The following is a 12,399-nucleotide window of genomic DNA, read 5'->3' on the forward strand; positions in this document are numbered from 1 at the left end:
GCCACCTCGTCAACGAAGATCCCGAGTGCGATTCGGGACCGATGGTCACGGCCGGGACGAGACGGAGTACCCGGCTGAAGCAGTTCGGGAGTTGCTGGCCAATGCGCTGGTGCACAGGGACCTCGCGCCGCATGCTCAGAACCAGGCCATCACGCTCAAGGTCGACGGCGACAGGTCGGTGATCAGCAACCCGGGTGGTCTGTGGGGATTGTCCGTCGACCAACTGGGAAAGAGGGACGTCACGTCGTCCCGGAACGACTACGTGTCGAGGGCCTTGCGGGCGACTCGGCCTCCGGCCCGAGCAGGTCGGGGATGGACGACTCGGAGGACGATGGCCGGGCTCCGGTCCGGCGAACGAGACGCGACGCCAACGCCGCGCGCATCGTCGCGACGCCAACGCCGCGCGCATCGTCGCGACGCTGGACGACGGCGGGAACACGGTCGCGGAGATCATGACCGACCTCGATCTGACCCGACGGTAGGTCGAGTACGCCTTGGGGCTCCTCCGGACTCGAGAGCAGGTACCCCAGATCGGCGGACGGGGAGCGCGTCAGGCTCGGCACGAACGGTCCTGACGTTCTCGGGCTCAGCCCCAGCCTTGCTCGGCTCCATCTCGCTTGCAGCCGGGCGATGTGCAGGGCCGGGGCTCACGTCTCGGAACTCCCCGTCTCGGGGCTCAGGCGTCGGAGCGGCCCAGGCGAGCAGCGGCAGCGGCAGCGGCGAGTGCCATCCAGACGCAGACGGTGGCCACCTGCACCCACGCGCCGGCGCCGAACGACGTCTGGAGGACCAGCCCCGGCCCGGCCTCGGACAGGAGGTAGTCGGACAGGAACACGTCGCCGACGCGCACGCCGCCGGTCATCGCGGGGAGCAGCAGGACGAGCGCCATGACGGAGGCCGTCGTGAGGGCGACCCCGCGCAGGACGGTGCCGAGCAGCAGGCAGAAGACGGCGACGACTGCGACGTAGATCGCGGCGGCGCCCACGGCGCGCACGACGGTGCCGACCTCGATCCAGCCGCCGGGGTGCATCGCCGAGGTGGCGGACAGGCCGGCCACCGAGCCGACGACCGACAGGACGGCGCCCAGCAGTGCCGACACGGCCGCCTTGGCCAGCAGCGCGAGACCGCGACGGGGGGCGACGGTCAGGGTGGTGCGGATGCTGCCGGTGGCGTACTCCGACGTCATCCCCAGGGCCGTCAGGAGGCCGATCACGAGGGCGGACAGGGTGGCGGAGCCGAGGACCGCCGTGGTGGTCGAGGCCTCGGCGCTCGAGGCGAACGCCCCGGCGCCGACGGCCCCGGCGCCGACGGTGGCGAGCGCGAGCCACCGCATCGAGGTCAGGGACGCGATCTTCAGCCACTCCGACCGCGCGAGGCTCGTGAAGTCCTGGCGAGGCGCGGTCGACGTGCGGGCGTCGCGGGCCGCGACGGGCGCCGAGGACGGGGTGGGCAGGTGCTCGTTCATCGTGTGGCCTCCGGGGAGTCGGTGTCGGTGACCGCATCAGCTCGGTACTCGACCGAGCCGCTGGTGAGGTCGAAGAAGGCGTCCTCGAGGGATGCCTGTACCGGGGCGATCTCGTAGAGCAGCACACCGGCGGGGCCGGCCGCGTGGGCGATCTGCTCCGCGGTGAGGCCGGTCACCTCGACGGTGTCGGCCGAGGTGCGGACGAGGCTCGCGCCCAGCTGGGCCACCAGGGTGCCGAGGCGGTCGGGCGAGTCGGTGCGGACGCGGATCACGCCGCCGCCGGCTCGCGCCAGCAGCTCGGCCGTCGAGGCGTCGGCGATCACTCGCCCTCGTCCGAGCACGACGAGGCGGTCGGCCGTCTGGGCCATCTCGCTCATCAGGTGACTCGAGAGGAGCACGGCCCGGCCCTCGGCGGCCAGCTGACGACACAGCTGTCGCACCCAGATGACCCCCTCCGGGTCGAGGCCGTTGACCGGCTCGTCGAGCACGAGCGTCCCGGGGTCGCCGAGCAGGGCCGTGGCGATGCCGAGCCGCTGCTTCATGCCGAGCGAGAACGTGCCGACCTTCTTGCGGGCGACGCTCTCGAGCCCGGTCAGGCTCAGCACCTCGTCGACACGACGGTCGCCGATCGCGTTGGTGCTGGCGACGACCCGGAGGTGATCGCGGGCACGCCGGCCGGGATGGACCGCTCCGGCGTCGAGGAGCACGCCGACCTCGGCCATCGGGGCGGGGCTGTCGACGTAGCGGCGACCGTTCACGGTGACGGTTCCCGACGTGGGGCGGTCGAGGCCGACGATCATCCGCATCGTGGTCGACTTGCCGGCGCCGTTCGGCCCGAGGAACCCGGTCACCGTGCCCGGCTGCACGGAGAAGCACACGCCGTCGACGACGGTCTTCGCGCCGTAGCGCTTGCTGAGGTCCTTCGCTTCGATCATGGTGTCGACGCTAGGGAAGACGACTCGTCACGCCATCCGCCGTCGGTATCCGTCCTGTGGTACTCCAGTACCGTGTTCTTCCGCCCGCCCGCCCTCTCGGCCGCCCGTCCGTCCGTCTGCCCACCCGCACGACCGGCCGCCGTCCGTCAGCGCCAGCTGCCGAGCAGCGCCAGCACCAGCCCGCCCGCGGCCGCGACGAGCACGACGGCCCACGGCGGCGTCCGCCATGCGGTCAGCAGCACGAAGCAGACCAGCGCCAGGCAGAAGGCCCCGGTCGACGTGATCGCCGTCGTCGCGACCGGGTCCCAGAGGGCCGCCGCGAGCAGCCCGACGACGGCTGCGCCCGCACCGCGCACCACGCCGTGCAGCCACGCTCGCTCGTGCAGCGCCGCCCAGAACGGCAGCACGCCGACGAGGAGGAGCAGGCCGGGAGCGAAGATCGCCAGCGTCGCGAGCAGTGCGCCGAGCGGGCCCCCGGGGCCGAGCGTCGTGACGGCGCCGAGGTACGTGGCGAAGGTGAAGAGGGGTCCGGGCACCGCCTGGGCAGCTGCGTACCCCGTGAGGAACGCCTCCTCGGTGACCCAGCCGGGGTCGACGAGACCCGCCTGCAGCAAGGGCAGCACCACGTGGCCGCCGCCGAGCACGAGGGCGCCCGAGCGGTAGAGGACGTCGACGAGGGCGAGCGCCTCCGAGCCGGTCGCCCCGGCGAGCAGCGGCAGGCCGACGAGCAGCGCCGCGAAGAGGACGAGGCAGGCGACGGCAGCGCGGCGGGGGACGGCGGCTGCCCACGCGGTGGAGGCAGTCGACGCAGGTGCCGTCGCCCCGGCCCCGTGTCGGCACAGCCACAGCCCGGCGAGCACCCCGAGGGCGACGGCCGCGAGCTGCCCTGGCCACCCCGGCAGCGCGAGGGCGAGCACGGCGGCGACCACCGCGACGGAGGCGCGGGTCCGGTCGGGCGCGAGCGTCCGGGCCATCCCCGTCACGGCGTGCGCCACGATCGCCACGGCCCCGATCGTCAGGCCCGAGAGGACCGCTCCGCCCACCGGCCCGTCGACCAGGCTCACGCCCGAGGCGACCGCGAGCATCAGCAGCGCCGACGGCAGCGTGAACGCGACGAAGGCGGCGAGGGCCCCGAGCGCGCCGCCGCGCAGCAGCCCCAGGCCGAGGCCGACCTGGCTCGAGGCCGGGCCGGGCAGGAACTGCCCCAGCACGACGAGGTCGCCGTAGTCGGCGTCGTCGAGCCACCGACGTCGCTCGACGAGCTCGGCCCTGAAGTACCCGAGGTGCGCGACGGGGCCGCCGAACGACGTGACGCCGAGCACGGCGAACGCGCGCAGCACCTCGGCCGGGGTGCCGGGCCGAGGGGGCGCCTCCTGCGGGCCGTCGTCGGTGGTGTCCATCGCCTCCATCGTGGCGGCTGGCGACCGGCCACGTCACGGGAGGAGGTGGACGTGCGGTGACGAGGAGGTGGCGGGGCCGGGGGTCGGCCGGGTCGAGCGTGAAGAGGCGCGCCGGGGTCGCAAGGGGACGCCCGGCACTCGAGGTGCCGGACGTCCGCGCGAGGTTCGGCCCTTCGGGAGGGGCCGCCCGCGCCCCCGATCACGACTCTGTGGGCACGAGGGCGCAAGTCCGGCGAGCGTGTTCCGTCGGGGCAGGCTCCCCGACACGCTGAAGGTAGCTCACCTTCGTCCCGGCCCCTAGGAGATCCGCGACATCCGCGTCGTGGAAGACTCGGGGACGTGCGCATCCTCCTCGTCAGACACGGCCAGAGCACCGCCAACGCCGCAGGTGCCGTCTCCAGCGCGGCTCCCGGGCCCGACCTCACCGACCTCGGCCGCGAGCAGGCCGAGGCGCTCGCCGAGCAGCTCGGCATCGGCCGCGTCGACGCCGTCTACGCGTCCACGCTGGTGCGGGCCCAGCAGACCGCGGCCCCGTTGGCCGCTCGTCTCGGCCTCGACATCATCGTGCGCGACGGCCTGCACGAGATCGAGGCCGGCGACCTCGAGGACCGTACCGACGAGGAGGCGCTCCGCGGCTACGTCCTGCCGTTGGTCGCCTGGGCAGGGGGAGACCTCACGGCCTCGGCCCCGGGCGCCCCGGACGGCCACGCGTTCTTCGAGCGGTTCGACGCCGCGATCGGCGCGATCGTCGACCTGCACGACGCCGCCGACGACGCCTCCGTGGTCGTCGTCGGCCACGGCGCGGCCACGCGCGTCTGGCTCGGCGGGCGGGCCCTGAACGTCGACCCCGAGTTCACGACGAGCACCGAGATGGAGAACACGGGCGTCATCGAGATCTCGGGCTCGCCCGCGACCGGCTGGACGGTCGAGAGCTGGCAGGGTGCACCGGTCGGGGTGGCCGCCCCGAACGACCCCACGGGCGAGGCGCTCGACGAGGTCTGACGGTCTAGGGCCGCCGGTACTCGCCGTCGGAGACGTGCTCCAGCCAGGTGGTCGTCGTCGACGGATCGTCGGCCGACTCGATCATGGCGAGGTGCTCCATGTAGTCGTCGGGGCCGGCCCCGTGCCAGTGCTCCTCGCCGGGAGGCGTGTAGATCGTCTGCCCGGGCAGCGCCTCGATCACCGTGCCGTCGCGCGAGCCGAGCAGCGCGACTCCCTCGGTGACGTGCAGGGTCTGCCCCCGGGCGTGGGAGTGCCAGGCGGTGCGGGCACCCGGCAGGAACCGCACCTTCACGACCGTCATCCGGTCGCCTTCCTGCTGCGGCGACGCGATCGCGTCGAGCCAGACGTCGCCGGTGAACTGCTCGGGCGGGTTCTTGACGGTGGGCGCCTTCGGGACGATCTGCACGGTTCCTCCTCGGTCGTGGTGAGCGGCGGCCGGGCGGCGGCCCCTCGCGCCGCCGCGGGGCTGACCGCGAGGCGCACCTCGACGCTACGACGGCGACCCGGCGCCCGGGGTGCCCTGCTGGTGCCCCTGTGGAGCCGGGGCAGGCACGTGGTTCACGGGGCGGGGTGACGGGAGGCGCGGAGGCGACCGGAGGGACGGAAGGAGGCGCCGCGCCCGACGGGCACCGCGCCTCCTTCGCCCCAGGGCCAGGGCCCTCGTCAGTCGGGCAGCGGTGCCGCGTAGACGCGGAAGTCGCCCTTGTCGGCGTGCATCGACCAGAGGGTGTCGGCGAGCACCTCGGGCTCGTGGGCCGGGTCGCCGCCGCCGATGCCGAGCGGGATGATCAGCTGCCCGACGTGGATCCCCTCAGGTGCCAGGGCGCCGTGCAGCAGCTCGGCGTAGGCGCTCTCGCCCGCGAAGGCCACGGCGGTGCCGGTGACGCCGTCGCGCGGACGCACGGCGCTCGCGCCGTTGACGAACAGGAGGGTCCCTCCACCGAGGCTGCGCATCCCGGGGATCACCTGGTGCGCAGCCGCCGCGGCTCCGTAGATCGAGAACTCGACCGGGCCGACGAGGTCGTCGGCGACCGTCTCGAGCACGGGGCGCATGAACTCCTTGGCGGGCAGCGGGCTGTACTGCAGCACCTCGATCGGGCCGAGGCGGGAGGCGGCCTGCTCGAGCGCGGAGACGAGGGACGGGCGGTCGCGCACGTCGGCGACGAAGCCGGCGGCCGTGTGGCCCTCGGCGACGAGGGTCGCGGCGAGCTCGTCGACCCTGGCCTGGTCGCGGGCGATCAGCGCGATGCTGAGGCCCTCGCGGGCGAAGCGGCGGGCGACGGCCAGGCCGAGGCCCTGGCCGGCACCGATGATGGCGAGAGTGGTCATGGCCCGACCCTACGGACGGCCGAGGAGGCGTGACGTGCCCTGCCAGGGAACGCTCGGGCGCCGCCGCTGACGTGCGCAGACCCCTCGAACCCGCGCAGACCCCTCTGCGCGCTCGAGGGTGTGCGCGGGTCCGAGGGGTGCAGGCGCGAGCTGCGGGGGCAGGCTGGGTCAGCGGACGAGCTCGCGCAGCAGCGCCGCCTCCTCGTCGGGGGCGAGGCCGGAACGGCGCGGGCGGTCGACGCCGCGCGCCAGCTCGTCGTCGCGCACGCGCCGCATCGTCTCGGCGAGGGGGCGTGCCGTGCCGCCCGCGGCGCGGAACGCCGCCGTGCCGCGCCGCGCGAAGCCCGACGCCTCGAGCGGCAGCCACATCGGCAGGGACCGGGGGCCCGCCCACCACCGCACGTCGTGCTCGAGCAGCCAGGCGTCGTCGACCGGCACGAGCTCGGGGTCGGTGCCGGCCGCGAGCCGCGCCTCCTCGAGCACCTCGGCCAGCGGCAGCGGCTCGCCGGCCGCCGTGACGGGTCCGAGGAGGCGGTCGCGGCCCGCCAGCACGACCCACGCCGCGAGGTCGGCCACGTCGATCACCTGCACCCAGCGCGCCTCGGTCGTCGGCACGAGCACGCGGCCGCCGCGCAGCATCCGCGCGGGCCACGTGCCGAACCGGTCGCTGGGATCACCCGGACCCACGACCAGCGACGGGCGCACGACGAGGAGGCGGTCGCCCAGCCGGGCGGCGGAGGTGCGCTCCGCCCAGGCTTTCTGCTGTGCGTAGTCGTCCGGCGCGGGGCGCTCGCCGACGGCCACGAGCTCGGCGGACTCGTCCGCGCCCGGCTCGTCGTCACGGGCGTGGACGGAGACGGAGGAGATCAGGGTCCAGTGTCGGGCGCGCGTCGCCAAGGCGGCCAGCGCGCCCCCGACGAGGTCGGGAGCGGTCGCGAGCTCGACGACCTCGTCCCACTCGTGGTCTGCCCGGGCCACGGCGTCGTAGGCGCCGGGGCGGGTGCGGTCGGACCGGACCAGCGCGGCTCCGTCGGGGGCGCCTCCTGCGCTGCCTCGGGCGAGGCAGGTGACCTCGGCTCCGTCGGCCACCGCCTGCCGAGCGATCTCGTGGCCGAGCCACCCCGTCCCGCCGAGCACCAGCACCTTGCGCATGCGGACCAGTGTGCCCGTCGTCTACCCTCGCCGCATGGACGCCGAGCCCCCGGAGACCGACACCGAGTCCGACACCCACACCGACACCGAGTCCGCCGTTGTGCGGCTGTTCGTCGGGCACGCACCGTCGCCCGTCTGGTTCCGAGGCGTGCGCGACTGGGACGAGATGGGGTTCGACTCCGACCTCACGGCCGATCTGCGCCGGTGGGACGCCGACTGGTACGCCTCCCGCGACCGCGGCGACCCCCGCCGGAGCGCCGACGAGCCCGAGATCGAGCACCGCCGCCGGGGGCTCGCGCTGGCGCGGCGAATCGCCGACGCCCTCGGCTGGCCGTTCGTGGTGCAGGTCGACGCCGTGGAGTCGCCGGTCGGGGCAGACGGGGCGTCCCGCCGTGAGGTCGTCCGGGCGGAGCAGGGGCCGACCCAGCCCGGGGCGTCGGCACGGTTCCGTGCGTGGGCGAAGGACGGCGAGGCCGAGGACGCGAGGGTGCGAGCGGCGCTCGCCGAGGGCGGCGGCCGCTGGGTCGCCTACGCGCCGCTGTCGGGGCGCACGTTCCGGCCGGGCCGGCGCTAGGCCCGAGGCCCGAGGCGCGAGGCGCAAGGCCCGAGTCGGAAGGCCCGAGGCGCAAGGGGGATCGGGCACGAAGTGGGCACGACCACCACGCGGGTGGCCGTGCCCAGGTCGATGTTGTCCGCATCTGAGCTTCACGGGCAGGGGAGCGGAGCAACACCGGCCGGTGAAGACGCATGGTGACGCCTTCGACTCCGTGGACGGTACGCCCGCCGTGCCGGGCCTGTCCGCGTGCGCCCGAAGATCGCGGACGCCGCCCAGGCGTCGTGCACGACGCCCCCAGGTGCCCACGGTCTAGCGTTCAGGGCATGTCCGTCACCCTCCCTGCCCCTGGCCGCCTCGACGACCGCGCCGTCGTCGTCACCGGAGCGAGCTCCGGCATCGGCCGCGAGGCCGCCCGTGCGCTCTCGGAGCTCGGCGCGACCGTCGCCGTCGTCGGCCGGAACGCCGACCGCACGCGCGCCGTCGCGGACGAGGTGGGCGGCACCGCCTACCTCGCCGACTTCGCCGATCTCTCGTCGGTGCGCTCGCTCGCCGACCAGCTGCTGGCCGACCTGCCCCGCATCCACGTGCTCGCCAACAACGCCGGTGCCACGATCTCGGAGCGCCAGCGCACCTCCGACGGCTTCGAGCTGACGTTCCAGGGCAACCACCTGGCGCCCTTCCTGCTCACCTCGCTGCTGCTGCCCCGCATGGTGGAGACCGCGGCCGACCACGCGCCCGGCACGGTGCGCGTGGTCCAGACCTCGAGCGCCGGCAACCTGTTCGGCCGGGTGGACCTCGCCGACCTCGACGGCGACGACGAGCGCTGGTACGGCGGGTTCCGCGCCTACGGCACCTCGAAGCTGCTGAACATCCTCTTCACGCGGGAACTGGCCCGTCGCCTGGGCAGCACGGGAGTCGACGCGTTCGCGTTCCACCCCGGCTTCGTCGCGTCGGGCTTCGGCGGCGACGGACCGGTCGCGACCTTCGCGAAGCGCGCGGCCGTGTCGACCGAGCAGGGCGCCGAGCCGCTCGTGCGCCTGGCTGCGGCGCCGACGGTGCCTGCCCCGAGCGGCAACTACTTCGACCGGCTCAGGGCGCCCGGCCGCGTCGCGGCGCAGGCCGGCGACCGCGACCTCATGCGCGGCCTGTGGGAGCGGAGCGCCGACCTGCTCGGCATCCCCTCCGACCCCCTGGCCTGACCTGCCCGTGCTCTCTCCTCATTCAGGAACATGAGTCCTGAGTTTCGCAGCGGGGGGAGTCTGCGGCCTGAGTTGTGCACGCTTCAGGAACTCCCGCCCGCGAGTTCCTGAACCGCGCGCAGGAGACCGGGAGTCCGTCCGCGAGAGTCCCTGAACTGCGCCGGGCGGTCCGGGTGAGCGAGGGGCGACATGGTGAAGGAGGCGAGGGTCAGGTGATCCTGACCCTCGCCTCCTTCGCCGATCGCGTTCGTGACGCGACGCCGGGTGCTCCGGCACATGACTGACTCCGGCACATGACGGACTCCGGCACGTGCCGGCTCTCGGCGCCCGGCGGGCCTCAGTACGCGACGGAGATGTGCTCGCGGCGGTGCGCCGGCGTCTCGATCTCGTCGACGATCGCGAGGGCGAAGTCCGCGCCGCTGACGGCGGAGACGCCGTCGTCGTCGGTGAACGCGACCTCGCCGCCGACGCGGTAGCGGCCCAGCGCCTCGCCGGGTGCGTACGCGCCGAACTGCATCGCCGGCGACACGAAGAGGAAGTCCAGGGACTCGGCGTCCAGGGAGTCGCGGCTGGCGAGCAGCTCGCCGAGCACCTCGTTCATCTGCAGGGCCTCACCGGCGTACTCGGGCGGGATCTGGCCGGTCTCGGCCTGGCGCGGCCCGCCCTCCTCGAGGCGGAGCGAGCTGTAGCCGCCGACGACGACGAAGCGGGCGCCGTGCTGCGCGGCGAGGGCCGCCAGCTCGCGGTCGACCTCGACTATGCGTCCGTCGAGCTCACCGCGGGGCGAGAGGCTCGACACGACGACCTCGGCGTCGGCCACGGCACGCGCGCGCACGTCGGCGTCGACCAGCGAGCCGGTCTCGTAGCGGACGCCCTCGACGCGGGCCTCCTCGGCAGGCACGCTGCGGCTGACCGAGACGACTTCGTGTCCGCGGCGCGCGGCCTCGGCGACGATCGCGCTGCCGGCGTAGCCGGTCCCTCCGACGACGGTGATGCGGGTCATGGCGTTCTCCTCTGGTTCTTGGTGTTCTTCTGTTCGTGGGGCTTCGCGGCTACGCTAGATCCAATGGTCACTGATGGGAAGTAGGCACTTTTTGGTAACCGTCACCGCTCCGGCCCTCGACGCCGCGCCTCCTGCGCTCGATCCGTACGCCGCGGGCTGCCCGTCGCGCCGCCTCCTCGACCGCATCGGCGATCGCTGGACGGTGTTGATCGTCGGCTCGCTCGGCGCGGGTCCGCTGCGCTTCTCCGACATCCGCCGCCGCGTCGAGGGCATCTCGCAGAAGATGCTGACGCAGACGCTCCGCGGGCTCGAGCGCGACGGGCTCGTCACCCGCACCGTCTTCGCCGAGGTCCCGCCGCGCGTCGTCTACGAGCTGACGGAGGCGGGCGAGACGCTCCGGACGCCGCTGCGCGCCCTCGAGGAGTGGTCCATCGCGCACTTCGGGCAGGTCTCGGGCGCCTGGGCCGAGTACGACGAGCGGGCCGGCGGAGGCGCGGAGGACTGACGCAGGAGGCCGGTGATCCGGCAGGCCGGCGACGCGGCGGCCCGGCAGGCCCGGCCGTGGGCATCGGGGTGGACGCAGCCCGGTACGAGACGTATCGTCGACCCGTGATCATCACCGCAGTCGCGCAGCCCTCGGGGCGTCAGGAGGTCGTCGGCGGGCTCTCCGCCGGCGGCAGGTAGTCGCGCAGTCGACACCCTTTCCTCCCTCCTCCCCTGATCACTGCTCATGTGCGCCGTCGTGCGCGCGCCTCCCCGTCCCCCTGTGGTCGTCCCGCCGTCGAGTGGTCACTTCTCGTCCTTCCCCCTCGCGGGAACGACCGGAGCTGACCACTCGTCGTGCGGGCACGCCCCGACAGGGCCGGGACAGGTGGGCGCGGCCCGGTGCCCGAGCGCCCCGAACGACTGGTGAACCCTGATGCTGCCCCTGACCGTCTCCGCCCTCCGCGCCTCCTTCGCGAACGCCTCGCGCAAGGAGCTCGCCGATCTCACGCTCCCGGCCGACCTCGCCGACGCCGACTGGGACTCGCTCGAGTTCGTCGGCTGGCGCGACCCGAAGCTGCCCCGCCGCGCCTACGTCGTCGTGCCCGTCGGCGGCGAGCCGGTCGGCCTCGTGCTGCGCCAGGCCGAGGCCACGACCCGGTCCCGAGCCCAGTGCAGCTGGTGCCAGGACGTGACCCTGCCCGCGCCCGTCGCGTTCTTCAGTGCGAAGCGGGGCGGTGCCGCCGGACGCAACGGCGACACCGTCGGCACGCTCGTCTGCGCCGGGTTCGAGTGCAGCGCGAACGCCCACCGACCGCCGCCGCCCGCCTACCTCGGCTTCGACGTCGCCGCCGCCGTCGAGCAGCGGGTGCTGAGCCTGCGCGAGCGGGCCGCCGGCTTCGTGCGGACCGTGGTCGACGGGCGCTGAGCCGGCCGGGCCCCGCTCCTCAGACCTCGGTCCTCGGTCCTCGATCCCCGGTCCTCGATCCCCGGTCCCCGGTCCCCGGTCCCCGGTCCCCGGTCCCCGGTCCCCGGTCCCCGGTCCCCGGTCCCCGGTCCCCGGTCCCCGGTCCCCGGTCGTCAGGCGTCGAGAGGTCCGAACTGGTCGTCCCCTGCCCTGTGGGGAACCAATTCGGACCACTCGGCGGCGCCGGCCGGTCAGCTCGGTCGGCCCGCCGGGTCGGGCAGTCGGCCGGGAGGACCAGCGAGCTCAGTCCAGGAGGCGCCCCACGGCCACGCGCACGATCGCGCGCTGGGCGTCGACGTCGGGTGTCCGCGGCTCGTCGTCGGGCAGGCCCGGCAGCTGCACCCACGCCGACGCGATCGCCAGCACGAGGGCGAACAGGTCGTCGGGCGTCCAAGGCTGCTGCTGCGCCGTCGTCGTCCTCGTCCTCGTCGTCGTCGAGCCGGCGGCACCGGCACCGGCACCGGCACCGGGACGGGCGCCAGCACCGGCGCCGGGCTGGCCGACCAGGCGCTCGAGGTGCCCGACGGAGGTGGCACGCACGCTCTCGAGGACGGCGAACGACGCCGCCCAGTCGTGCCGCTGCTCGAGCCGGGCCCAGGCGAGGAGGCGCTGGTTGTCGGGGTTGTCGACGAGATGGTCGAAGACGGCGACCGCGAAGTCCTCGACGGAGGCGAAATCGGCCGACGCGGCCTCGCCGAGGTGGGCGAAGGAGGCGTTCAGCACCGCCGTGAACAGCGATTCCTTGTCTCCGTAGTGCGCGTACAGCCGCTCCTTGCTGCAGCCGGCCGCCGCGGCGATCCGGTCGACGCGGGCGCCGGCGAGGCCGTGCTCGGCGAACTCGGCCGTGGCCGCCGCGAGGATGCGGCGTCGCGTCTCGTCAGCGTCATAGGCCATGCGCCGACAGTAGC

At 74.4% G+C, this 12,399-nt stretch carries 13 protein-coding genes; 5 read left to right on the forward strand and 8 right to left on the reverse strand.

What is annotated here, in order from left to right; genetic code table 11:
* Positions 1-676 precede the first annotated feature (676 nt).
* The 3 genes from ES689_RS07495 to chrA all read right to left on the reverse strand — a co-directional run bounded on the left by ES689_RS07495 (position 677) and on the right by chrA (position 3,800).
* Positions 677-1,465: a hypothetical protein gene (locus ES689_RS07495; RefSeq protein ID WP_146902404.1), complete on the reverse strand. Its 789-nt coding sequence runs from the start codon at positions 1,463-1,465 to the stop codon at positions 677-679.
* The gene (locus ES689_RS07500; RefSeq protein ID WP_146902407.1) at positions 1,462-2,400 is read right to left on the reverse strand and encodes an ABC transporter ATP-binding protein; all 939 of its coding nucleotides are present in this window, start codon (positions 2,398-2,400) and stop codon (positions 1,462-1,464) included. Before ES689_RS07500 ends, ES689_RS07495 begins: the two co-directional genes overlap by 4 nt.
* Positions 2,401-2,546: 146 nt before the next feature.
* Positions 2,547-3,800, reverse strand: coding sequence for a chromate efflux transporter (chrA, locus tag ES689_RS07505; RefSeq protein ID WP_223269471.1), 1,254 nt, complete (start codon positions 3,798-3,800; stop codon positions 2,547-2,549).
* Positions 3,801-4,139: 339 nt separating this feature from the next.
* Here chrA and ES689_RS07510 point away from each other — a divergent pair, with 339 nt between their 5' ends.
* Positions 4,140-4,802 (forward strand): histidine phosphatase family protein, encoded by a 663-nt coding sequence (locus ES689_RS07510; protein ID WP_146902413.1) that lies wholly within the window; start codon positions 4,140-4,142, stop codon positions 4,800-4,802.
* 4 nt (positions 4,803-4,806) lie between these two features.
* Here ES689_RS07510 and ES689_RS07515 read toward each other — a convergent pair whose 3' ends face one another.
* The 3 genes from ES689_RS07515 to ES689_RS07525 all read right to left on the reverse strand — a co-directional run bounded on the left by ES689_RS07515 (position 4,807) and on the right by ES689_RS07525 (position 7,283).
* Complete coding sequence (locus ES689_RS07515) at positions 4,807-5,208, reverse strand: cupin domain-containing protein (RefSeq protein WP_146902416.1); 402 nt, start codon at positions 5,206-5,208, stop codon at positions 4,807-4,809.
* 257 nt (positions 5,209-5,465) lie between these two features.
* On the reverse strand, positions 5,466-6,131 hold the full coding sequence (locus ES689_RS07520; RefSeq protein WP_146902419.1) for an SDR family NAD(P)-dependent oxidoreductase: 666 nt from the start codon (positions 6,129-6,131) through the stop codon (positions 5,466-5,468).
* Between the two features lie 168 nt (positions 6,132-6,299).
* Complete coding sequence (locus ES689_RS07525; RefSeq protein ID WP_146902422.1) at positions 6,300-7,283, reverse strand: NAD-dependent epimerase/dehydratase family protein; 984 nt, start codon at positions 7,281-7,283, stop codon at positions 6,300-6,302.
* 34 nt (positions 7,284-7,317) lie between these two features.
* Between ES689_RS07525 and ES689_RS07530 the strand changes: the two genes are divergently transcribed.
* A complete protein-coding gene (locus ES689_RS07530) occupies positions 7,318-7,857 on the forward strand; it encodes a hypothetical protein (RefSeq protein WP_146902425.1) in 540 nt (179 codons plus the stop codon).
* Between the two features lie 305 nt (positions 7,858-8,162).
* Complete coding sequence (locus ES689_RS07535; protein ID WP_146902428.1) at positions 8,163-9,038, forward strand: SDR family NAD(P)-dependent oxidoreductase; 876 nt, start codon at positions 8,163-8,165, stop codon at positions 9,036-9,038.
* A gap of 337 nt (positions 9,039-9,375) precedes the next feature.
* Here the strand turns inward: ES689_RS07535 and ES689_RS07540 are convergent, their stop codons facing one another.
* On the reverse strand, positions 9,376-10,041 hold the full coding sequence (locus ES689_RS07540; RefSeq protein WP_146902431.1) for an NAD(P)-dependent oxidoreductase: 666 nt from the start codon (positions 10,039-10,041) through the stop codon (positions 9,376-9,378).
* 91 nt (positions 10,042-10,132) lie between these two features.
* Here ES689_RS07540 and ES689_RS07545 point away from each other — a divergent pair, with 91 nt between their 5' ends.
* Positions 10,133-10,546 (forward strand): helix-turn-helix domain-containing protein, encoded by a 414-nt coding sequence (locus tag ES689_RS07545; protein ID WP_223269472.1) that lies wholly within the window; start codon positions 10,133-10,135, stop codon positions 10,544-10,546.
* 414 nt (positions 10,547-10,960) lie between these two features.
* The gene (locus tag ES689_RS07550; RefSeq protein WP_146902438.1) at positions 10,961-11,452 is read left to right on the forward strand and encodes an FBP domain-containing protein; all 492 of its coding nucleotides are present in this window, start codon (positions 10,961-10,963) and stop codon (positions 11,450-11,452) included.
* Positions 11,453-11,734: 282 nt separating this feature from the next.
* On the opposite strand, the gene ES689_RS07555 is transcribed toward ES689_RS07550, so the two are convergent.
* Positions 11,735-12,385 (reverse strand): TetR family transcriptional regulator, encoded by a 651-nt coding sequence (locus ES689_RS07555; protein WP_146902441.1) that lies wholly within the window; start codon positions 12,383-12,385, stop codon positions 11,735-11,737.
* Positions 12,386-12,399: the final 14 nt, after the last annotated feature.

Source organism: Frigoribacterium sp. ACAM 257, assembly GCF_007954365.1.
In the GTDB taxonomy this organism is placed as follows: Bacteria; Actinomycetota; Actinomycetes; order Actinomycetales; family Microbacteriaceae; genus Frigoribacterium.